This is a genomic window from Nocardiopsis sp. CNZ308 (genome assembly GCF_004217075.1).
Genome location: NZ_SHKJ01000001.1, coordinates 3,915,370 through 3,936,153, shown reverse-complemented (window position 1 = coordinate 3,936,153; position 20,784 = coordinate 3,915,370). Strand labels below are relative to the sequence as shown.

20 protein-coding genes are annotated in these 20,784 nt (G+C 74.5%); 15 read left to right on the top strand and 5 right to left on the bottom strand.

Annotated features, from left to right (window positions below):
* Nucleotides 1–65: 65 nt before the first annotated feature.
* The 4 genes from EV372_RS17105 to EV372_RS17095 all read left to right on the top strand — a co-directional run bounded on the left by EV372_RS17105 (nucleotide 66) and on the right by EV372_RS17095 (nucleotide 5,159).
* Entirely contained in the window at nucleotides 66–2,777 is a 2,712-nt protein-coding gene (locus EV372_RS17105) for a GTPase-associated protein 1-related protein (protein WP_130396780.1), read from the top strand.
* A 143-nt stretch (nucleotides 2,778–2,920) separates the two neighbouring features.
* A complete protein-coding gene (locus EV372_RS17100) occupies nucleotides 2,921–4,549 on the top strand; it encodes a TRAFAC clade GTPase domain-containing protein (protein WP_165436001.1) in 1,629 nt (542 codons plus the stop codon).
* On the top strand, nucleotides 4,546–4,719 hold the full coding sequence (locus EV372_RS29120) for a hypothetical protein (protein WP_156095247.1): 174 nt from the start codon (nucleotides 4,546–4,548) through the stop codon (nucleotides 4,717–4,719). Before EV372_RS17100 ends, EV372_RS29120 begins: the two co-directional genes overlap by 4 nt.
* A 152-nt stretch (nucleotides 4,720–4,871) precedes the next feature.
* A complete protein-coding gene (locus EV372_RS17095) occupies nucleotides 4,872–5,159 on the top strand; it encodes a YciI family protein (RefSeq protein WP_130396779.1) in 288 nt (95 codons plus the stop codon).
* A gap of 128 nt (nucleotides 5,160–5,287) precedes the next feature.
* Here EV372_RS17095 and EV372_RS17090 read toward each other — a convergent pair whose 3' ends face one another.
* Entirely contained in the window at nucleotides 5,288–5,707 is a 420-nt protein-coding gene (locus tag EV372_RS17090; RefSeq protein ID WP_130396778.1) for a VOC family protein, read from the bottom strand.
* A gap of 162 nt (nucleotides 5,708–5,869) precedes the next feature.
* On the opposite strand from EV372_RS17090, the gene EV372_RS17085 reads away from it, so the two are divergent.
* From EV372_RS17085 to rpsN, 3 genes are all read left to right on the top strand, one after another.
* Nucleotides 5,870–6,964 carry a GTP-binding protein gene (locus EV372_RS17085; protein WP_130398970.1) on the top strand — a complete coding sequence of 365 codons (1,095 nt, stop codon included), beginning with the start codon at nucleotides 5,870–5,872 and terminating at the stop codon, nucleotides 6,962–6,964.
* Nucleotides 6,965–7,054: 90 nt separating this feature from the next.
* Entirely contained in the window at nucleotides 7,055–7,291 is a 237-nt protein-coding gene (gene rpmB / locus EV372_RS17080; RefSeq protein ID WP_130396777.1) for a 50S ribosomal protein L28, read from the top strand.
* The gene (rpsN, locus tag EV372_RS17075) at nucleotides 7,291–7,596 is read left to right on the top strand and encodes a 30S ribosomal protein S14 (protein ID WP_130396776.1); all 306 of its coding nucleotides are present in this window, start codon (nucleotides 7,291–7,293) and stop codon (nucleotides 7,594–7,596) included. Before rpmB ends, rpsN begins: the two co-directional genes overlap by 1 nt.
* A gap of 184 nt (nucleotides 7,597–7,780) precedes the next feature.
* Here rpsN and EV372_RS17070 read toward each other — a convergent pair whose 3' ends face one another.
* Complete coding sequence (locus tag EV372_RS17070) at nucleotides 7,781–8,248, bottom strand: DUF1232 domain-containing protein (RefSeq protein ID WP_130396775.1); 468 nt, start codon at nucleotides 8,246–8,248, stop codon at nucleotides 7,781–7,783.
* A gap of 651 nt (nucleotides 8,249–8,899) precedes the next feature.
* On the opposite strand from EV372_RS17070, the gene EV372_RS17065 reads away from it, so the two are divergent.
* The 8 genes from EV372_RS17065 to EV372_RS17030 all read left to right on the top strand — a co-directional run bounded on the left by EV372_RS17065 (nucleotide 8,900) and on the right by EV372_RS17030 (nucleotide 16,707).
* Nucleotides 8,900–10,021, top strand: a complete 1,122-nt coding sequence (locus EV372_RS17065) for a hypothetical protein (protein ID WP_130396774.1) — start codon at nucleotides 8,900–8,902, stop codon at nucleotides 10,019–10,021.
* A 69-nt stretch (nucleotides 10,022–10,090) separates the two neighbouring features.
* Complete coding sequence (cpaB, locus tag EV372_RS17060) at nucleotides 10,091–10,882, top strand: Flp pilus assembly protein CpaB (RefSeq protein ID WP_130396773.1); 792 nt, start codon at nucleotides 10,091–10,093, stop codon at nucleotides 10,880–10,882.
* Between the two features lie 3 nt (nucleotides 10,883–10,885).
* On the top strand, nucleotides 10,886–12,301 hold the full coding sequence (locus EV372_RS17055) for an AAA family ATPase (RefSeq protein WP_130396772.1): 1,416 nt from the start codon (nucleotides 10,886–10,888) through the stop codon (nucleotides 12,299–12,301).
* Between the two features lie 49 nt (nucleotides 12,302–12,350).
* Nucleotides 12,351–12,707 carry a pilus assembly protein gene (locus EV372_RS17050; RefSeq protein ID WP_130398969.1) on the top strand — a complete coding sequence of 119 codons (357 nt, stop codon included), beginning with the start codon at nucleotides 12,351–12,353 and terminating at the stop codon, nucleotides 12,705–12,707.
* Between the two features lie 257 nt (nucleotides 12,708–12,964).
* Nucleotides 12,965–13,333: a TadE/TadG family type IV pilus assembly protein gene (locus tag EV372_RS17045; protein ID WP_130398968.1), complete on the top strand. Its 369-nt coding sequence runs from the start codon at nucleotides 12,965–12,967 to the stop codon at nucleotides 13,331–13,333.
* Nucleotides 13,334–13,468: 135 nt separating this feature from the next.
* Nucleotides 13,469–14,794 (top strand): TadA family conjugal transfer-associated ATPase, encoded by a 1,326-nt coding sequence (locus tag EV372_RS17040; RefSeq protein ID WP_130396771.1) that lies wholly within the window; start codon nucleotides 13,469–13,471, stop codon nucleotides 14,792–14,794.
* 52 nt (nucleotides 14,795–14,846) lie between these two features.
* The gene (locus EV372_RS17035; RefSeq protein WP_130396770.1) at nucleotides 14,847–15,779 is read left to right on the top strand and encodes a type II secretion system F family protein; all 933 of its coding nucleotides are present in this window, start codon (nucleotides 14,847–14,849) and stop codon (nucleotides 15,777–15,779) included.
* A 13-nt stretch (nucleotides 15,780–15,792) separates the two neighbouring features.
* The gene (locus EV372_RS17030) at nucleotides 15,793–16,707 is read left to right on the top strand and encodes a type II secretion system F family protein (protein WP_130396769.1); all 915 of its coding nucleotides are present in this window, start codon (nucleotides 15,793–15,795) and stop codon (nucleotides 16,705–16,707) included.
* 49 nt (nucleotides 16,708–16,756) lie between these two features.
* Here EV372_RS17030 and EV372_RS17025 read toward each other — a convergent pair whose 3' ends face one another.
* The 3 genes from EV372_RS17025 to EV372_RS17015 all read right to left on the bottom strand — a co-directional run bounded on the left by EV372_RS17025 (nucleotide 16,757) and on the right by EV372_RS17015 (nucleotide 20,744).
* Nucleotides 16,757–17,692 (bottom strand): nitroreductase/quinone reductase family protein, encoded by a 936-nt coding sequence (locus EV372_RS17025; RefSeq protein WP_130396768.1) that lies wholly within the window; start codon nucleotides 17,690–17,692, stop codon nucleotides 16,757–16,759.
* 376 nt (nucleotides 17,693–18,068) lie between these two features.
* The gene (locus EV372_RS17020; protein ID WP_130396767.1) at nucleotides 18,069–20,135 is read right to left on the bottom strand and encodes a serine/threonine-protein kinase; all 2,067 of its coding nucleotides are present in this window, start codon (nucleotides 20,133–20,135) and stop codon (nucleotides 18,069–18,071) included.
* A gap of 255 nt (nucleotides 20,136–20,390) precedes the next feature.
* Nucleotides 20,391–20,744, bottom strand: coding sequence for an ArsR/SmtB family transcription factor (locus tag EV372_RS17015; protein WP_197044271.1), 354 nt, complete (start codon nucleotides 20,742–20,744; stop codon nucleotides 20,391–20,393).
* Nucleotides 20,745–20,784 lie beyond the last annotated feature (40 nt).

Genomic DNA, 20,784 nt, shown 5'->3' with positions numbered 1-20,784 from the left:
CCCTGTGAACCACCACCGACCCAGAACCAGACCCCCCGCGACGACCAGACCGAAGGGGTGCGCCGATGGGCTTCGCGCAGCTGTACTACACCTCGTGCGAGCACGGCCTGTCCGGTTACGCCGGGTACCAGTTCAACGCGGCGACCCCCGGGGTGGACCCCCGGGTGCTCAGGGAGGTCGAGAGGTTCACCGTGTACGAGCCGCCGCGGTCCCGCGAGCGCGTCGACGAGCATCCGGTCAACCTGTGCTACTCCCCCGACGTGGGCGGGGTGCCGGTGGTGAGCCGCGTGGTCTCCAGCGGCGACGACCCGTCCGGGAGGCCGGGCAACTACTTCGCGCACAGCCTGGTGGCCGCGGGGCCCGAGGAGTCCGGCCCGCTGCCCGCGGAGCTGTGGGAGGCCGACTTCTGGGCGGAGGAGCCGGTCGGCGATCCCGGCCTGTCCGAGCTGCCGGAGCTGTCGGAGCCGGAGATGGGCCCCGGCCCGCTGGACCGCCCGCGCACCGACGCGTGGGTGCGGGGACGTTCGGCGGAGGTGGTGACGCGGCTGCTGCTCGCCGCCGACGACGCCGTGGACGACTCCCGCCCGCTGGTGCTGGTGGCCGACAGCACGTCCGTGGCGCACTGGGTGGCGGCCCTGAGCCACCTGCTTCCGCCGCGTCGGGCGCGGCTGCTGTCGTTCGCGACCTACTGCGGCGACCCCGACGAGGCGCTCGTGCAGGTCGTCGGCGTCGCGCCCGGCTCCGACACCGCGCTGTGGCGCGACAGGTTCACGGTGTACGACCCGGAGGAGGACCCGCCGGACGCGCTCCCCGAACCCGACCCCCGTGCGCGGGCCGTGGCCGACCGCCTGGTCCGGCTGGGCACGCGCCGGGCGGCCGTGTTGTGGCACAGGGCGCGGCCGTACGCCTCGGGCCGCGAGGGCGCGCTGGCGGACTGGCTCCCGGTGCTGGCCGCGGCGTCCCTGCTGGACGCGGACGCTTCCGCGCGCGAGGACCTGCGGGAGGTGCGCGAGTGGCTGTCCGAGGCGGTGGAGTGGCTCGCCCCCGAGGACGCGGCTGCGCTGGTCCACCGGATCCTGGACGCCGACGCCGCGGCGTCGGAGGAGGGCCGCGTCGGGATGGAGGTCAGCGATCGGGGGCCGGACCGGAACCTGGTGGGCGCGGGGTCCGGTCGGTCCCCGGGCGGGGCCGCCCGCGGGCCGGTCGGCGGCGTGCTGGACCGGGCGTTCGTCGGCGGTACGGGCGGGACGCCCGCGGGAAGCCGCGGCGGGGCACCCGGCGGTGAGGGGAACGCGGCTCCCGGCGGGGGGCGGGGCGGAGTGTCCGGAAGGAACCGCGACGGAGCGTCCGGGGGCTCCGCTCTGCTCACGGAGCCGTCGTCGGGAGCCCTCGACCCGGCCGACCTGGCCGGGTTGCAGCGGGTGGCGCACCGGCTGGGCGGCGCGGACGGGACCACCGAGCGGCTCGAACACGTGATGTTGCGCCGTTCCCTGGACGACATCGCCGCGGGCGGGGGCGCCCCCGCGGTGACGCCGATGCGCACGGAGTCGGTGCGCGGCGCGGCGCGGGAACGGGTCACCGCCCTGCTGGAGGGCGAGTGCGGCGAACTCGCCCCCGACCGGGCGGTGGTGCTGCTGCGCTGGGCCCGGGCCAGCGGTCTGCTGCCCTCCGAGGAGAGCATGGAGCGGTACGGCGGCGGGGTGCTCGCCCCGCTGCTGGCCGCCTCGCACCTGCCCTCCCCGGAGGCGCGCGCCCTGGTCGCCGCCCACCCCGGGGTGCGCCGGGGCGCGGCCTCGCGCCTGGCCGCGCTGCCCCGCGAGAGGTTGTCGGCCCTGGCGGCCGGGCCGGTGGGCGCCCTGTTCGCCAACGACCGCGACGGGTCCAGCGCCCTGCTGCGCGAACTGAGGCTGCTGGCCACCGACCCCCGCAACGACCTTCCGGGGCTGCTGTCGTACCTGGTGTCCGTACGCAGGGAGGGCCGGGCGGCGGGCGCCGCCGGGCTCGCCGCGCACGACCTGGACGAGGACCTGCTCACCGACGTGTGGGGCCCCGGGCACGGGCCGCGGGCCGCCCTGCTGGTCCTGAGGGTGCTGCGTCCCGGGGTCCTGGTGGCGCCGGGGGTGGGCGGCTGGGTGGCCGAGGCGATGGCGGCGCCCCCCGAGGCGGGCCAGGAGCGGACGTGGCGGGAGCTGGTGGACGAGGTGTCCCGGCACTGGTTGCGGGCCCGGCTCCCCGATTCCGGCCGACGGGTCGTCGTGGAGTGGTCGGAGGTCCGCCCGTCCCTGGTCGCGCTGCGCGCGGCCGGGGAGGACCGGGCGCACGACCGGCTCGCCGCCGTGTACGCGGCCGTGCGGGGAACCCATCCGGCGGTGGAGGAGGTGGCCTGGCGGCTGGTGGTGCGCGTGCTGCTGGGGTGGTGTCAGTGCTCGCTGCTGGCCGAGGCCCTGCGGGACTGCCCGGCGCAGGTGTTCGAGGCCTACGGCGAGGCGGTGTCGGCCCGGCTGGCCGACGACCGGCCGGACACGGCCACGGCCGCCCTGGTCTACCGGGCGACGAGGCACCGGATCCTGGCCGGGCACGGGCGGGCCGGGCACCTGGACGCGTCGGTGCTCGCACCGGCCGTGGCCGGGTGGAGGCGGCGCCACCTGGCGAGGATGCGCAGACAGCTGCCGCGCGAGTCGGCGGCCGGTTTCGACGCGTGGGCGCAGCGTTCGCGAGAACCGCGCGGGCGCGGGTTCCTGGGGCTGGGTTCGCGGTCGGGCGAGCGGCGGTCATGAGGAGGGCGGCGTCCGAGGGGCGGTCGGCGCCGAGGCGGGCGGCCTCCGGAGGGAGGGGCGCGCTCACGGGGTGGTCGGCGCTCAGGCGGACGGCGGCCGCGGGGCGTGCGGCGCGGTCGCGGCGCGACGACGGCGGCGCGCAGATGGGGGTGGCGCTCCTGGTCGCCGCCGGTGCGGGCCTGGGCCTGGTGGTCGTCTACCTGCTGCGGTGGTGGCTGCTCGCGGGACTGGTGAGTGCCGTGGTGCTCGGGGGAGGCGCCGCCCTCCTCGTCGGGTGGTGCGTGCTGGTGCTCTCCTACCTGCGCCGCGTGCGCGAGGTGCTGTGGGCGGGCGACCACCCGGACGAGCCGCTGCCCGGCACCCGCGACGACCCCGCGCACCTGGCCTACCACGGCGGTCCGGCCTGGTGGGACCTGCGCGCGGTGGTGGCGCACAGCTGGGGGGCCGCGGCGCCCTGGAGCGTGTTCCTGCTGCCGCAGTTCCTGGTCCACGCCCTGGTGGTGGGCCTCTACCTGGCCGCGGCGTGGACCGCCGTCGGAGCGCTGCGGCTCGCGGACTCGGGACTGCTGCTGGTGCGCCGGATCCGCATGGTGTGCCCGGGATGCTTCCTGCGGCTGGGTTACCCGGCCTACCTGTGCGCGCGCTGCGGTCGGCGGCACGGCGCCATCCGCCCCGGCGGGCGGGGGCTGTGGCGCCGGGAGTGCCTGTGCGGAGCGCGCCTGCCCACGCTGCTCCTGCTGGGGTCGGCCGACCTGGAGGCGCGGTGTCCGCACTGCGACCGGGGGCTGGAGCACCGTCCGGGCGAGGCCAGGGAGTTCGTGCTGCCGCTGTTCGGGGGCACGGGCGCGGGCAAGACGCGGCTCGTGACCGGCATGAACCTGGCGCTGGCCCAGGCCGCGCGCCGGGCGCCGGGGGCGTACGTGGAGCCGGTGGGCGAGGAGACGGTGCGGCGGCTGCGGGAGGGCGAGCGGGTGCTCGCGGCCGGGTCCCGGACCGCGCCCACTCCCCCGGGCCGCGAGGTGCGGGGACTGACGGTGCGGGTGGGGGCGAGCGGCAGGACGCTGCTCATGCAGCTGTTCGACGCGGCGGGCGAGCGGTTCAACCGGTCGGCGACCGTCGAGGAGCTGGCCTACCTGGGCCGGGCGACGACGTTCGTGCTGGCGGTGGACCCGTTGGGGATCGAGTCGGTGTGGCGTTCGCTGACCACGCGGGAGAGGGCCCGGCTGGCCGGGGAACGGTCGCACACCCGCGACCCGGAGCTGGCCTACGGGGCGGTGCGCGACGAGATCCGGCGCCAGTACCGGATGCTGGCCCGGCGCCGGGGCGGGCGGGGACTGCGCCAGGCCCGCCTCGCGGTGGTGGTCACGCGCGGCGACCTGGTGCGGGGCACGGCCATCGCGCCCGGGGAGACCGACCCGCGCGTGTGGGCGGAGCGGACCCTGGGGTTGGGGAACCTGCTGCGGGACGCCGAGGCCGACTTCGGGGAGGCGCGGGTGTTCCTGACCTCGGCCGTCACCGACCGGGAGGGGCGGGCCGACCCCAGCCTGAACGTCCTGCTGCGGTGGACGCTGGCCGGGGAGCACGACGCTTTCACCGCGATGCTCGCCGCGTCGCGGGAGGGACCCGGGGACCCGGGAGGAGCGGGCGCGCCGGAGGCGGCGGGGGATCGCGCGGCGTCGCAGGAGCCGCGGCCCGCGGGGCGCGGCCCCCGGCACGCGCGGCCGGAGCGGACCGGGCCGGACCGCCCCGAGTACGCGGAGGAGAGCCGATGACCTACCGGGGAGCCGGGCACCGGAGCACGCGCCGGACCGTGACCGTGGTGACGTACGCGCTCGCGGGCGCGGTGACCGCGGCCGTGCTCGCGGCGGCGGTCTGGCTGGGAGCGGTCACCGTCCAGGGCGTGTGGGCCTACGCCCTGTCCCGCGTCACCGAGGGCCCCTGAGTCGTCCCCGAACCGCGGCGAGCCCCTCGGACCAGCCCGAGGACATCCCCGGGACGGCAGGGGCGCCCGACCCGGCCGCACCCTCCCACCTGCGCCTGTGGCACAGTGACGGCGATCGCGGCACCAGCCGCCACAACCCTGGGAGGGAAACCATGGCGATCTTCGCCGTCACCTACACCTACGCCCCCGACAGCGCGGCGGCGCGCGACGAGCACCGCCCCGCGCACCGCGAGTACCTGGCCGCGCAGGACGCCAACCTCTGCTCCGGCCCCTTCGGCGCCGAGGACGCGCCCGGCGCCCTCCTGCTCTTTCGCGCCGGCTCCCGCGAGGAGGCCCTCGCCCTGACCGAGAAGGACCCCTTCCGCGTCCAGGGTCTCGTCTCCGAGGTGGACGTCAGGGAGTGGCTTCCGGTGCTGGGCCCGCTCGCCGAGCACTTCTGAGCCCGCCGGAGGGCACGGCCCTCCGGAGAGCAGGCGACGCTGGCCGGGACGGAATCCCTTCCGTCCCGGCCAGCGTCGTGTGCGGCGGCCCCCGCACCCCCTCCGGCACGGCCGGGCCGCCCCCGGCGTCACTCCTCGGTGAAGCCGTTGTCCCTCATCCACTGCGGGTCGGGGGCCACCATCTGGAGGATCTCGACGTAGAGGCCCTCCGGACCCGAGACCTGGAAGCGGCGCTGCCCCCAGGGCTCGCTGACCAGCGGCATGATCACCTCCACCCCCGCCTCCCGCAGCCGCTTCTCCTCGGCGTCCACGTCCGGGACCAGGAAGGCGACCAGCGACTCCGCCCTCCCCGAGCGCAGGACCTCGTGCGTGGACGGATGGTCGCGCAGCACGAAGTCGATCGACAGCTTGGGGTGGTCCTCGTGCTGGGTGTTCAGGTACCAGCCGAGGTCGATGTTGACGTTGAAGCCGAAGTGCTCGGCGAACCACGCGGCGCTGGCGCGCGGGTCGTCGCAGAGCACGGCCAGACCGACGAGATCGATGTTCACGGTGCCTCCAGGGGATCGCTTCCAACCACTTCAAGCAAAGTACTACATCCATCGTGATTATGGCAAGCGGCCTTCCCCTCCGGGCGCTACGCGGGTGCTATACGATAATGATTATCGTTTTCTTTGAAAGGAGGGTGTCTCCCGATGGAGCCGACAACCCCCATGCGCGTGGCCGTGGTCTGCGGCCTGCACCGCCACGCGCGCGGACGAAGCGTGGACGACCTGCTGGCGGAGGTCCCGGGGTCCGTGGCCGTGCACCACGACCTCGACGGGATCGCCGAGGGGATCGTCCACCGCGTCATCCGTGACCGCTGGGGCGCCGTGGACCACAGCCGTGTCGACCTGGACCACCTGTGCGCGTCCTGCACGCTGCGCGAGGACCTCGTGCCCACGCTGCTGCGGCTGGCCGAGCGGGGTGAGCACACCCTGTGCGTGGTGGAGACCTGGGACGGGGTCGAACCCCGGCAGGTGGCCGAGGTCGTCGCGGCCCGGGAGGAGCTGAGGCTGGCCGCGGTCATCGCGGCGGTGGACGCCGACCGCCTGCTGCCGGACCTGTCCGGGCACGACGACCTGAGCGACCGGGACCTGGACATCGCGGTGGAGGACGAGCGCACGGTGGCCGAGGTGCTCGCCCACCAGGTCGAGTACCCGACGGCGGTCGCCGTGCACGGAACCCGCCACCTCGACGAGGCCCGCGCCCTGGTGGAGCACCTCAACCCGGCCGCCGTGGTCGTCCCCGCGGGCGGCGGGCTGGCGGACCTGACGCACGGCCGGTTCGACCCCGAGGCGGCAGCGCACCGGCTCAACCCGGCCTGGGCGTACTACGCCGACCGCGCGGACGGGCGGGTGAGCACGGTGACCTGGAGCCGCAGGCGCCCCCTGCACCCCGTGCGGCTGCACGAGGCGCTGGAGCGGATCGTGTCCGCGGGCCTGCGCGGCCGGGGCCGGATCTGGCTGGCCAGCCGCCCGGACACGCTGCTGGTGTGGGACGCCTACAACGACGCCCTGCTGCTGGAGAGCGGCGGCCCCTGGCTGGACGCGCTGCCCGAGGCCGCGGTGGAGATGGTCTCCGAGACCCGCCGGGTCTCGGCGCTCCTGGACTGGGACCCGGTGCTCGGCGACCGCGGCCAGCACCTGGCGTTCACGGGTGTGGACCTGGACGCCCGACGCCTGGTGGCCCTGCTGGACTCGTGCCTGATGACCGAGGACGAGGCGGGACAGCCGCTGCGGTCCGACCCCTTCGCCGACGCCCTGTAGAGGGACGGCGCCATGACGGGAGGGCCCCGGACACCGGGGAGCCCGAACGGTCCGCGAGTCCGCGGGCCGCGAACGAGAGGAGGGACCGCCGTGTCCCGTGTCTGTCAGGTGACCGGGAAGGCTCCGGCCTTCGGAAACTCGGTCTCGCACTCCCACCGGCGCACCAAGCGCCGGTTCGACCCCAACATCCAGACGAAGAAGTACTGGCTGCCCAGTGAGGGGCGTTACGTGAAGCTGCGCGTGAGCACCAAGGGCATGAAGGTGATCGATGCCCGAGGCATCGAGCGGGTGGTCGCCCAGATCCGCGCCCGCGGCGGGAGGGTCTGATGGCCAAGAAGAGCAAGATCGCCCGCGACCAGCAGCGCAGGCGCGTGGTGGCCCGCTACGCCGAGCGCAGGGCCGAACTCAAGCGGATCATCCGCAGCCCGCGCACCGGTGAGCGGGAGCGCGCGGCGGCGGTGGCCGAGCTGAACCGGCAGCCCCGCGACGCCAGCGCCACCCGGCTGCGCAACCGCGACGCCGTGGACGGGCGGCCACGAGGACACCTGCGCAAGTTCGGACTCTCGCGGATCCGCTTCCGGGAGATGGCCCACCGGGGCGAGCTGCCCGGGGTGACCAAGTCCAGCTGGTGACGGAAGCGGGATCCGGTCGTGCGCTCGGCGGTGCGACCCCCGACGCCCTGCGGTTCGACCGGATCCGACGCCACGGGCCCCGCGCGGTGCGCGCGGGGCCCGTGTGCGGTCCGGGTGCGATCCGGGGCCGTCAACGGAGGGCGGCGGTCCCGGCCAGCGACGGCGCTGACCGGGACGGTGCCGTTCAGGGGCGTGCGCCGTCGGTGGAGGAGCGGTGGCCGTCGTGGCCGGAGACGCCGTGTCCCCGTTCCGGTCCCTCCGGGCCGCCGCGCATGCCGTGGTCGTGTCCGCCCGGCTGGTTGGCCTCGTGGAAGGCCTGCTGCGCCTGGTTCCGGCGCTCCCAGAGCACGAAGCGCTCGCTCTCGCCGAGCGCCATGGTGGTCAGCCACACGGCGACGGCGACGTCGTCGGCCAGGCCGAGCAGCGGAACGAACAGTTCGGGGACGAAGTCGACGGGAGAGAGGATGTAGGCCACCAGCACGAGCATCCCGAGCAGTTTGCCGCTGCTCAGCTCGGGGTAGCGTCCACGCACCTTGGCGCCGATCATCCGCGGGACGGCTCCGGCCCGCTGCCAGACGGACATGTCGCTGTCGGTGTTGCGGACGACCTGCCAGGCGGCGGCTCCCGCCGCGGCGCGGTTTGCCTTGCGCATCGTTCGGTCTCCTCGGTGAGGACGTGGCTTCTCAAGATATGACGCGAAGCCTTCCTGTTTCGTTCCCGCGTGGGGCGGGTCCAATCCCGTACGTGACCGGCGCGACACCCCGACCGCCTTCCTCGCCCCCGGAGGGAGCGTCCATGCGCCGAGAGGGTTGTCCACAGGCCGCGAAGGGGACTGGTGGGGCAGGGAGAGGAAGGGCATCCTTGGAGAAGAAAGGATGAGAGACACCAAACGTCACCGGGAGGCATCCCAACCCCCACGGACCAACACAGAACCCATACGACCCGAAAACGGTCGCATACCGATCTGTCCACGCGTTGGCCACATGCGGCCAGCACGAAACACGTCTGCCCAGGAAAGAGGCGGTGCACACGGACACGATCCGATCCCCTTCGGCCAGCGCGGAGTCCGCGCCACCCGTGTCACCCCCGCCGACCCCCCGCACCCCGACCACTCCACCACCGCACACCCCGCGTTCCGGGGCGACAAACGCGAGGCCTCCCGCGCTCAGCCACACATTCGTTACGATGCGTCCGAGTGCCACCCTTCGCAAGGCCGCTCAGCCATCTCGCCCCAGCGCGCAGAACCGATGGAGCTTGCCCAGTGTCCAGAGCCCTACCTCGGTCGGCGACGACCGTCACCCTGTTGGCGGACATCCCCAGCACGGGTCATGTGGGTGAGGCCGGGGCCCACCGGTTCGCGATGCGCGGTGAGGGCATCGGCGAGCGCAGCGCAGCGTTCGTCGCCTTCGCCAGGGAGCAGGTCGAGGCGGGCCGCAAGGTCGTGGCGCTCTACCCCGCGTGGCACTCCGCGGACGCCGAGCGCGCGGTCAACTTCGCCCGCGGCGCGATGCGTACCGACCACATCGCCGGGATCGGCGTCGACCTGTCGCCCCTGGCCCTGTCCCTGGTCGCCGACCAGCTCGCCTACCTCGCCCCCTACCTGCCGCCGGGGATGGTCGCCGCGCTGTGCGACGAACTGCCCCGGCACCTGCTGGCGGGTGCCTGGCTCAGGACCGTCTCCGGCCTGACCACCATCCCGACCTCGATGCGCCAGCACATGGGCTCCTACGCCCCGTCCGTGTCCTTCCTCGCCTACTGCGCGCCCACCCACCGGGTGGGACGCATGCGCGCGTCCGACGTCTCCCGCACGCTCCCCTTCCGGCCCGTGCAACCGGTCCAGCTGCTGTGCTCCACCCCCGACCCCGGCATCACCGGGGTCTTCGACGACCACCTCCCGCAGGCCATCCAGCCCGTGGCCACCCGCACCCTGCCCGCCCAGCCGCTCGGCCCCCTGTACTGGGGAACCGCCAAGTACGTGGAGTTCGTGGCGCTGAGCGCCCACCCGCAGGCCCTGGCCTACGCCGCCAGTTCCATCCGCGCCGCCTCCTGCTCCTGGTGCGGCGAGCCCATGTCGGCACGCACCTGCCCCTTCTGCTCGGCCACCGCCGCACGGACCCCCGCGCAGCAGTCCGCTCCCCGGTCCGGCCCCCGGCCCTCCGGCGGGCAGGGCCCCCCGGCGGTTCCGGGCTCCTCGACAGGAGCCGCCGGGCCCCTCTCCGGCGGCACCACCCGCCCGCCCGGCGCCTCGGGCGGAACCGACACCTCCTCCCCCGGCGGCACCGCCGGACCCGGCCAGGCCCCTCCCCCCGTGGAAGGGGGGCGCGTGCCGGGTCCGCCTCCCCCGCCCTCCACCGACCGACCGCAGGGTCCGCCGTTCGCGGGCCGCGCCCCGCGCCCCGACGCGCCCCGGACCTACTCCCGTTAGGGACCGGCACCGCGCCCCCGAGGCGAGCGGACGGCCCGCGACGACACTGGAAACGGAAAAGCCACCCCTATGAACCCCCGTCAGCGACGCGGCGTCCTGCTCATGGTCGTTGCCGCTATCGGCGCCGTCGCCGTGTTCGCCTCCGTGTTCACCTACCTCAACAGCCAGCAGGAGCGCCTCGGCGAGTTCGCGACCGTCCTGCGGCTGACCGAGGCCGTGGACGCCTACCAGCCCATCGGCGAGGAGTCCGTGGAGCGGGTCGAGGTGCCCAGCATGTACTTCGACCCGGAGGTCTTCCTCACCGACCTGTCCCAGGTGGAGACCCCGGCCGATCAGCAGCTCGTCGCCGCCTCCCACCTGGGGGCGGGCGTCTACCTCCAGCGGGGCATGGTGCAGCCCCAGCCCACCCTCACCGCCGGGGAGCGGGAGATCGCCATCATGGTCAACGCCGAGACCGGCGTGGCGGGCAAGGTGCGGCGCGGGTCGTTCGTGGACATCTACGGCACCTTCCCGGCGCGCGACCACGGCGAGGCGTGCGCGGTGCGGGTCATCACCGAGGTGGAGGTCCTCGACATCGGTGAGCTGCGCACCCAGGAGGAGGAGGGCGGCGGCGTCGCCGGGGTGGTCCCGGTGACCTTCCGCCTGGACCCGCAGGCGGCGCTCCGGCTCGCCTACGCCGAGGACTTCTCCAGCGGGCTCAGGCTGGCCCTGGTGAGCGCCGACGGCGGCGGCACCCCGGAGGAGTCCGAGTTCTGCAGCGGGGACTTCGACGACCTCGTCGCCGGGGGAACGGCCGACGAGAGCACGACACCGGACGAGGGCGGGGCGGCCGACGACCGGCGCGCGCCGCATGGGGGGTAAGCGTTGAACTTCCGTGTCCTGGCGGGTATGCCGACCTCGGAGTCGGAGATGGTGCTCGCCGCGCGTTTCGAGGAGCTGGGCAGCGCTTCCCTGGTGGCCTTCAGGGCCACCACGACGGCGCTGATCGACGCCGCCGGGGAGTTCCCGGAGATCGACGTGGTCCTCATCCACCAGGATCTGGGCCCGGCGCCGGTGTTCGAGGCCGTACGCGACCTGTCCCACCGCCATCCGCAGGTGGCGATCCTGCTGGTGTCGCCCACTATGGACCCCGACACGTTCACCGGGGCCATGGAGGCCGGTGCGCGCGGGGTGATGCCCGACGACTGCGGGATCGCCGAGCTGGAGAGCCGGGTCACCAAGGCCGCCGAGTGGTCGCGCACGCTGCGCCGCCACCTGGAGTCGGCGTCGATGGACCTGCCCGCGTCGGGCGTGCGGGGCCGGATCGTGGCGATCAGCGGCGCCAAGGGCGGCGTGGGCACCACCACGTGCGCCGTGCACCTGGCGATGGCCGCGGCCGCCGCCGAGCGGGTGGTGTGCCTGGTCGACCTGGACCTGCAGACCGGCGACCTGCCCGCGTTCCTCAACCTGCGCCACCGCCGCTCCATCAGCGACCTGGTCGAGGCCGGGGACAACATCACCCCCGGCATGCTCGCGGAGACCCTGTACGTGGACCCGCGGGGTCCGCACGTGCTCCTCGCCCCCGAACACGGCGAACGCGGCGAGGACGTCGGCGCCAGCGCCGCCCGGCGGGTGCTGAACGCGCTCCGGTCCCGCTACGAACTGGTGGTGGTGGACTGCGGGTCCACCATGAACGAGGCCACCGCCATGGCGGTCGAGCTGGCCGACAGCGCGGTCGTCACCGTCACCCCGGACGTGCCCGCGATGCGCGGCGCCCAGCGGCTGATGAGCATGTGGGAGCGGTTGCAGGTGCGTTCGCACACGGACGTGTACTCGCTGGTCACCCGGCACAGCCGCAAGAACGAGATCCAGCCGGACTTCCTCCAGCAGCTGCTGGGCACCCGGGTGCTGCGCACACCGGTCCCCGCCGCCTACCGCGCGCTGGAGCCCGGGGAGAACAACGGCGACCCGACCAAGGTGACCGACGAGGGGCTGCGCAGGGCCTTCTCGCGGCTGGCCGCGGAGCTGGACCTGCTGAACCCGCCCGTGCAGCCCGGCGGAGGCGGGGGTTCGGCCACCCCGCCCGCGGGGCTGGGCGGGTTCGCCTCCCTGTCCGAGCGACGCGGCGGCGGACCCTCCACCCGTGACGTGTCCGGCTTCCTCAACGCGTCGGGGGCCAACCCGTCGCGCGCGGCGGTCAACGGGCAGGCCTCCGTGCCGCCGCTGGGCCAGCCCTTCGGCGGGCGCCCGGGTTCCGGGCCGCACGGGGGCGGAGGGGGACGCGGTGGCTTCGGGAGCTGAGCCCGGCCTCCGACGGGGGCGGCGGTGCGGCGACCGCGGCGGGGTCATCGTGGAGTTCGCCGCGGCGGTGCCGTTCATGATGCTGGCGCTGGCCCTGGTGTGGCAGGTGCTGCTGCTCGGCATCACCGCCATGTACGCCTCGCACGGCGCCGCCGAGGCCGCCCGCCAGGCCGCCGTGACCCCCGACGACATGGCGCGTGTGGACGAGGAGGCCCGCAAGCGCGTCCGGCCGCCGTGGGACGGGGCGGACGTGATGTCCGTGGAGATCGTGGAGCGCGACGGCGCGCGCTACGCCCGGGTGACCATGGCCATGCCCATCTTCCTGCCCGGGGCCTCGGGGCCCTGGGACGTCACCGGCGAGGCCCGCGTGGTCACCGAGGTCGAGCCGCGGGGGGTCACCCCGTGAGCGCGCGACCGGCCGGGCGGACCGCTCCGGGCCGCACCCGCCGAAGCGTCGAGGACCACGACCCCCTGCCCGGGACCCAGCAGGGCGCCGAAGGCCGGGAACGGCGGCGTCCGCCGGCCGGGGACCGCCGGGACGCTCGACACACGCACCCGCGGCTCCGACCGGCGGGGAGCCGTCGGCCCGCAGGGCTTCGGAGACCACGGCGTCCGCCGCCCGGGGAACGCCGGAGCGCCGGAGGCCGCGGAGCGCGGCGCCTCCTGCTCGGAGGCCGACCGCGCCGGGACGGCGACCGGGGCGGCCCGCTGCTGGAGTTCGCCGCGATCTTCCCGATCCTGCTCCTGGTCGCGGTCATCGCGATCGAGGCCTTCCTGGCCTTCGTCGCGGTGGAGCGGCTGGAGTCCGCGGCCCGTGCCGGGGCGCGGGTGGCCGGAGCCGAGCGGTTGGAGGGCGCGGAGGCCGCCGCCCGCGCGGCGCTGCCGCCGTGGCTGGACGAGGCGACCGTCACCAGCGGCGTCAACGAGCACGAGGGCTTCTACGTGGAGGTCTCGCACCCGCTGCCGATCGTGTTCTCCGCGGCGGGCTTCGACCTGACGCTGACCCGGCGCGTGGAGATGCCCGATGTGTGAGGTCGAGGCGGTGCGCCGTGAGCGCCGGGGCACCGCCCCGGTACCCGGGGAGAACGCAGCGGAAGTCGTGTCGGGGCGCCGCGCGACGGGGTGTGTCCCCGTCGCGCCGGTCCCCGGGGGAAGGAGAGCGGGGCCATGGGTCTGAAGGACCGTCTGGAGGAGGACCGCGCCGTCGAGGGGCGCTCCGAGCGCAGCAGCGTCACGCACTGGCGCAGGCGCCTGCTGGAGGAGATCAACCTGGAGGACCTCACCAGGCTGACCCTGGCCCAGCGCCGGGTCCGCCTGGAGAAGGTCGTGGGGCACATCCTCACCCGCGAGGGCCCGGTGCTCTCCGACCGGGAGCGTTCGGCGCTCATCCGCCGGGTCGTGGACGAGGCCCTGGGACTGGGCGTCCTGGAGCCGCTGCTGGCCGACGAGACCGTCACCGAGATCATGGTGAACGGCCCCGACAACGTGTTCATCGAACGCGGCGGCCGGATGCAGCGGGTGGACGCCACCTTCAACGGCGAGGAGCAGCTCTACCAGACCATCGACCGCATCGTGTCGCTGGTCAACCGCCGCGTGGACGAGTCCTCCCCGATGGTGGACGCGCGGCTGCCCACCGGCGAGCGGGTCAACGTGATCATCCCGCCCCTGTCGCTGTCGGGCCCGGTGCTGACCATCCGGCGCTTCCCCAAGCCCTACCCCATCGACGAACTGGTGCGGATGGGGAGCCTGGACTCGCCCACCGGCATCCTGCTGGCGGCGATGGTGCGGGCCCGCTTCAACATCGTGGTGTCCGGCGGCACCGGTACCGGAAAGACGACCTTCCTCAACGCGATGTCGGCGTTCGTGCCCTCCGACGAGCGCATCGTCACCATCGAGGACTCGGCCGAGCTCCAGCTGATGCAGGACCACGTGGTGCGCCTGGAGTCCAGACCGCCCAACATCGAGGGCCGGGGTGAGATCGCCATCCGCGACCTGGTGCGCAACGCGCTGCGGATGCGCCCGGACCGCATCATCGTCGGCGAGGTGCGCGGCTCGGAGACCATCGACATGCTCCAGGCCATGAACACCGGCCACGACGGGTCGCTGGTGACCGTGCACGCCAACTCGGCCGACGACGCCATCCACCGGTTGCAGACCCTGGCCACCCTGAGCGACGTCAACGTGCCCTACGAGGCGATCCGCGACCAGATCAACAACGCGGTGGACGCCATCGTCCACCTGGGCCGGTGGCCGGACGGGTCGCGGCGGGTCAACGAGATCGCGGTGGTCTCCTCACGGCGGCGCGAGGAGTTCCGGCTGGACCCGGTGATGCAGTTCTCCGCCCTGCCCATGGGCCCCAACCGGGCCGTGGAGGGCGAGTTCCGGCACTTCCCGCTGCCCCGGCACATCGCCGGGCGGATCTACCACGTGGGCGAGGCCATCCCGGCGGCCTTCGGGGTGGTCACCGACGAGCGCCCCCGCAGCGGCTGGTGAGGCCCTCCCCCGCGCCCCGGCGGGCGCGTCCCCCGATCGGAATGGAGCTCCGGTGACCTGGCAGTTCGTGGCGATCCTCGGCGGCCTGGCCGCGGTGCTGGCCCTGGCGCTGTGGGCGCTGTGGGAGTTCGTGGCCAGTGCGCAGCACCGGCGGATGATCGCCGCCCGCAGTGCCCTGGACCAGGCCGAGTACGAGGCGTCCACGCCCATGGCGCGGCTGGACGCGGCGATCTACCGCACCCAGTGGGGCGGGCGGCTGTACCGCAGGATCGCCCGGTCGGGCGCGGAGGTGCGCCTGTCCACGTTCGTTCTCGCGCTGCTGGGCGGATCGCTGCTGGCGGTGGTCGTGGTCTGGCAGGTGCTGGCGCCCTTCTTCGGCCTGCTCGCGGCGGCCGGGGTGGCGTTCCTGTTCTTCTCCTACCTCAACCGCGCCGAGGCCAAGCGGCGCGAGGAGTTCACCTCCCAGCTGCCGGACCTGGCCCGGGTGCTGGGCAACGCGACCTCGGCGGGCCTGGCCCTGCCCACGGCCGTGGCGATGGCCGCCGACGAGCTGGACGGACCCGCGGGCGAGGAGCTGAGCCGCATGGCCGAGTCCATGAAGCTGGGCGCCAGCTTCGAGGAGGCCGTCGCGGAGCTGCGCGAGCGCATGCCCTCCCGTGAACTGGGGGTCCTGCTGTCCACGCTGGTGGTGGCCTCGCGTTCGGGCGGCTCCCTGGTCACGGCGCTGCGCAACATCTCCACCACCCTGGAGAACCGCAAGGAGACCCGGCGCGAGGTGCAGACCATCCTCAGCGAGACCACGAGCACCGTGTGGGCGCTGGGGTTCATGTCGGTGGGCGCCCTGTTCCTGATCAACGCCATCGAGCCGGGCATCATGCGCGTCATGACCACGTCCGTGGCGGGGGTGGCGGTGCTGCTGGTGGTGGCCGCGCTGTTCGCCATCGGCTTCGTGCTGGTGTCCCGCATCACCAAGTTCGACCTGTGAGGACCGCTCCCCGATGAACGCCCCCCTCTCCCTGCTGGTGCCGCTGACCGCCGCTCTGGCCAGCGCGCTGGTCGTGCTGGTCGCGTGCTACGGCCTGTACCTGATGATGTCGCAGACCCGGGTGCGGGTGGCCGACCCGGCCGCGCGCCCGACGCGGATCCGGTCCGACGACACGTTCGTGCTGCACCGGATCACCGAGGCGATCGGACGGCCGTTCGCCCGATCGCTGCACGCGTCGCTGAGCCAGCGCCGCCTGATCTCCATCGCCGAGCGCATCGAGGCGGCGGGGAGGCCGGAGGGGCTGACCCTGGAGCGCTACCTGCGGCGCAAGGTCGGCGAGGTCGCGCTGTACGGCACCCTGGGCCTGCTGATGTTCGCCTCGGGGAACCCGTTGGTCGGGCTGGTGGTGCTGGCCTTCATGGGGCTGACCGACCTGAGCCTGTACGTGCAGGGCCAGGAGCGCGGCGACAAGGTGCAGTCGCAGCTGCCCGACTTCCTGGACGTGCTGGCGGTGACGGTGAGCGCCGGGATGTCGTTCCGGGCGGCGGTGGCCCGGGTCGCGGAGTCGATGCCGGGCGTGCTCGCCGACGAGTTCGCGCTGGCCCTCCAGCAGATGGAGCTGGGCACCTCGCGGCGGGAGGCGTTCGAGATGCTGCGCCGACGCAACCGCAACGAGTCCTTGAGCAAGTTCGTGACCGCGATCCAGCAGGCGGAGGAGCTGGGCGCCCCGCTCAGCGACACCCTGGTCGCCATCAGCCAGGACATGCGGCGCGCCGACGCGCAGTACATGCGCCGCAAGGCGCAGCGGATGAACCCCCGGGTGACGATGGTGACCGCGGTGACCCTGCTTCCGGGCCTGCTCATCCTCATCGTGGGGTCGATGTTCCTGGGCACCGAGGTCAACCTCGGCCTCATCCTGGGCGGCTGACGGGGGCGGCCCCTTCCCCCGTTCCGGGGGAAGGGGCCGCGGCAGGGCTCTAGGCCGGACCGGCGGGCGGGAACGGGATCTCGGCCAGGGTCGGGATCAGCTGGGCCTCCTCGTAGTCCAGGTGGGCCTCCAGTTCCCGGGTCATCCGGTCCAGCTCCGCTCGGAAGCGCTCGGGGTCGGCCGTGGACAGGTCGGAGATGAGCGCCTCCAGCTCACCGCGGACGCGGTCCACGGTGCGGTGCTCCTCCCACAGCCGCCGCAGCGCCTCCTCCAGGTGAGGGGCCTGTCGGCCCAGTGCCGGGAAGAGGCCGGACTCCTCACTGGAGTGGTGGAAGTGCAGGGACTCGCAGAAGGCCAGGCAGTGCTGGCGCAGCTGGAGGCTGAGCCCCAGCGGTGGCGGGCCGTCCCCGTCCGCCCCGGCGGTGCGCTCGGCGAGGTGGGCCTCGGCCTCGGTGCGTACGTGCGCGAGCTGGCCGCGCAGCCAGGTGTGGATCTCCACGAGCTTGTCGGCGAGGTTGGCGACCTCCGCGGGTTCGTCCGCGTGGACGCGGTCCAGGGCGACCACCGGCAGGACCCGTGCGGTTGCGGCCTGGTAGTCGGCGTATCCGGAGTCCGTTCGGACGAACTCGGCGAAGAGGCGGTCGCGTTCGGCGCCCTCGGCGGGGACGGCGACGGCGTCGAACGTCTCGGTACCCAGTTCCACGCGCACCATGGGGTGGGCGAGGACGTTGCGGAACCAGTCCGGGTGGCGGTCCGAGCCGCCCGCGGAGCCGAGGACGAGTACGCGTCCGTCGACGCGGACGAAGCCGAGCGGGGTGGTGTGCTCGCGGCCGGAGCGGGCCCCGACGGTGGTGAGCAGCAGAAGGTCGCCGCCCTCGAACACGCCGCCGACGCGGCCCCCGTTGGCGCGGAACTCCTCCACGACGGGGACGTTGAAGTCGCTGACGTGGGGCTCGGTGGTCCGGACGTGCGGGTTTTCGGTCACAGGTCTCCTTCGGGATGGTGGTCATGGGCGCGACCGTCCCCGAAGGCACCCGCGGCGGCCCGGGCGCGCAGGCGCACGGGTGGCGGGCGGACGTGACAGGGAGCCCGGGCGTGGCCGGGCCGGAAGAGGACTCCGGGGAGGTCGCGAGGGGTCTGGGCGCGTTCGGGCGCGGCTGGGGCCGGCGCCGTCGGAACGGCTAGACGCGGTCCGCGGTGTGTGTGCTCACAGTGCGCTCCCGGATGTCAAGGTGCCTCCATACCTACCGACCGGCCCACTGCTCTGTGGTCGGTGGCACGCGACACGGGGGTGAACCTACACCACCGGGCGGGAGGAGCGCCACAGGCGTGTGGGGAGGCCGCCCGATCGGCTCCCGTGCTCAGTCGCCGTCGGGCGCGGGAGCGGCGGGCCGGACCTGCCCGGGATCGGGGACGCCCAGGTCGGGGGTTCCACCGATTTCCACGAACGTGTACCGCGTGTACCACCGCTCCGGTTCGGGGGCGGCGGGGTCCAGGAACGAGACCGGGACCCCCTCCGACACCGGTCGCCCGTTGAGCACCCCTCCGCCGGAGCCCTCCGTGGCGAAGCTCAACGGGACCCCGTCCTCGGTCGCGACCAATGCGAACACCGTGTCCGCCTCCCCCGGCCCTCCCCCGGCGGGGAACGTGCCCTCCACCCGGATCGCGGGCACGCCGTCGGGGGCCTCGCCGCCCAGGTGGCCGAAGGCGTCCTGGGCGGGCGGGGGCGCGGCGAGGACCACCTCCTCCTCCGCGGTGACGGTCCCCTCCTCCACCGCGCGGACGAGCGGTGCGACCACCTCAGCGGGCGCGAACACCTCCTCCGCCAGCCCCGGCTCGGCCGCGTGCCAGGTCGGCGTCGCGTTCCAGGCGGAGTTCTCCGCGCGCAGCAGGTCGCCGTCGACCATCAGCAGGTCGCTGGTGCGTGCGCCGCTGACGGTACTGGTCCAGCGCAGCGCCTCCGGCGGCCCCGCCTGGTAGAGCACCCGGTCGAAGAGGGTGGGGCCGGTACCGGCGGGAAGCGGCTGGCCGTGGCCCTCCCCGTTTCCGGCGTGGGTGAGCAGGGTGAGCTCGAAGGAGTCCGCGGCCAGGAGGGTGTCGAGCGAGGCCGCCACCAGCTCCGTTCCGCTGAGGGGCCCGGCCGGCGGATCCCCCTCGGTGGCCGGGTCCGTCCCGGAGCCGGAGTCGGCCGTGGTGGTGCCGGACTCCGCGGACAGGGCGTTCAGGAGCAGGTAGCCGCCGCCGACGGACACGGCCAGGAGCACGGCGGCGGCGACCGCCAGAACGGGAAGCCGGCGCCGGGCTTCCGCGCGGCGGCGCCCACGCGAGCGCCCGCCGACCGCCCCTCCGCCGATCGCCCGCCGACCGGTCGCGTGCTCGCCGGTCCCACCGTCGCTGACGGCACCGGCCGCCCGGCTCCGGGCACGCAGACTCCACCGGGGGGAGGCATCCGATTCGGCGGCCTCGGCCTCGCGCTCCGCCATGTGCAGGGCGGAGCTGATCCACTCCGCGGGCTGGCCGCGGTCCGCGTCCACGCGCGGCCAGTGGGCGCGGACGAGCGCGCGCAGCCGGTCCGCCCACACGTCGGGGGTGGCGCTGTCCTCCACGCCCGCCAACAGGAGGCACTCCAGGTAGGCCTCCTCCGCCGCGGGGCGCCGCCCGGGGTCCGTCGACAGCGCCCGGGCCAGCAGGGGACGCAGCCCCTCGGGAACGTCGGCGAGGTCGACGGCCTCCTCCCCGGCCCGGCGGGCCGCCTCCGGCGGTGCGGCGTCCGTGCCGAACGGGGCGTGCCCGGTCGCGGCGAACACCACCAGGCAGGCCCAGGAGAAGACGTCGGAGGCGGTGTCGGGCCGCGCGCCCGCGTAGCGCTCCGGGGCCAGCCAGCCGACGCTGCCCGCGGTGGTCAGGGAGTCCGCGTCGTCCACCCGGCGGGCGATCCCGTGGTCCACGAGCCGGGGGCCTTCCGGGGTCAGGACGACGTTTCCGGGTTTGACGTCCCCGTGCGGTACGCCCGCGGCGTGGACCGAGGCCAGCGCCTCTGCGGTTCCGGCGGCCAGCACCAGGAGGGCGGGCTCGGGGAGGGGCCCGTCCTCGTGCACGCGGCGGGCCAGGTCGGGGCCGGGAAGGTACTGGACCGAGGCCCACGGCCGCCCGTGGAAGGTTCCGCTGGCGTTGACGCCCACGGCGCACACCCCGACGGACCGGCGCAGGAGCGTGATCCTGCGGTCGGGGTCAGCGGCCGGAACCCACTCGGCGTGGGCGACCCTGAGGGCGACCGCCTCGCCGTCCGGGGCCACGGCGGCGTAGACCACGCCCATGGTGCTGCCGCCGAGGCGGCCGATCAGCCGGTGGCCGCTGATCTCGGCGGGATCGCCCGCGGTGAGGGGGCGCACGTGCGCCGGAAGGGAGGCTGGCGGGTTCGGAGCCATGGGGGGCGCCTTCCACTCTCCTGGGACGGGGGAACGCGCACTGCCTGGACCGCCGACCCATGGTTGCGTAGACCTGTACCGACCGTACATTCCCGGACGTACCCCGTGTCGGGTCGGCCCACGAGCCTTCCGGGACGCGAGTCACTCCTCTGGCAGCGGCACCGGCACCCACACCGGCACCAAGCGATCGGGAAACGGGAACCGGACAACGCTCCGCGCTCGGTGACGGCACGGGCTCCGCCGATCATTCCGGCGCTACCGGGCCGAAGCGCTCTCCTCATCGGGACGCGGGGCCGCGGCGTCGCGGCACGCCAGCACCGACTCCAGCAGACCCGGGAAGCGTCCCTCGAGTTCCTCGTCGCGCAGCGAGACGAAGCACCGCGTCCCCTCGGTGCGGTTCTGCACCAGACCGGCGTTGCGCAGGATCTTCAGGTGGTGGCTCAGCGTCGACTGGGCGATGGGCAGGTCGATGTCCTTCCAGGCGTGCTCCCCGTCCATGTCGGCGAGCATCCGCACGAGCCGCAGCCGGGTCGGCTCGGCCAGCGCGGCGAGAACCGTGACCAGTTCCACCTCGTGGAGGGCGGGGTGCGCGTGCTCCCTGGGAGCCAAGGCGGTCCTCCTCATGCGGCGCCCGGCCGGGACCAGGCGA

Excerpts from the sequence above, each read along its gene's own strand:
- cpaB (WP_130396773.1), top strand. The coding sequence starts at position 10,091 with ATGAACCCCCGTCAGCGACGCGGCGTCCTGCTCATGGTCGTTGCCGCT.
- EV372_RS17070 (WP_130396775.1), bottom strand. The coding sequence starts at position 8,248 with ATGCGCAAGGCAAACCGCGCCGCGGCGGGAGCCGCCGCCTGGCAGGTC.
- EV372_RS29120 (WP_156095247.1), top strand. The coding sequence starts at position 4,546 with ATGACCTACCGGGGAGCCGGGCACCGGAGCACGCGCCGGACCGTGACC.
- EV372_RS17020 (WP_130396767.1), bottom strand. The coding sequence starts at position 20,135 with ATGGCTCCGAACCCGCCAGCCTCCCTTCCGGCGCACGTGCGCCCCCTC.
- EV372_RS17085 (WP_130398970.1), top strand. The coding sequence starts at position 5,870 with ATGCGCGTGGCCGTGGTCTGCGGCCTGCACCGCCACGCGCGCGGACGA.
- EV372_RS17100 (WP_165436001.1), top strand. The coding sequence starts at position 2,921 with ATGGGGGTGGCGCTCCTGGTCGCCGCCGGTGCGGGCCTGGGCCTGGTG.
- rpsN (WP_130396776.1), top strand. The coding sequence starts at position 7,291 with ATGGCCAAGAAGAGCAAGATCGCCCGCGACCAGCAGCGCAGGCGCGTG.
- EV372_RS17040 (WP_130396771.1), top strand. The coding sequence starts at position 13,469 with ATGGGTCTGAAGGACCGTCTGGAGGAGGACCGCGCCGTCGAGGGGCGC.
- EV372_RS17105 (WP_130396780.1), top strand. The coding sequence starts at position 66 with ATGGGCTTCGCGCAGCTGTACTACACCTCGTGCGAGCACGGCCTGTCC.
- EV372_RS17030 (WP_130396769.1), top strand. The coding sequence starts at position 15,793 with ATGAACGCCCCCCTCTCCCTGCTGGTGCCGCTGACCGCCGCTCTGGCC.
- EV372_RS17095 (WP_130396779.1), top strand. The coding sequence starts at position 4,872 with ATGGCGATCTTCGCCGTCACCTACACCTACGCCCCCGACAGCGCGGCG.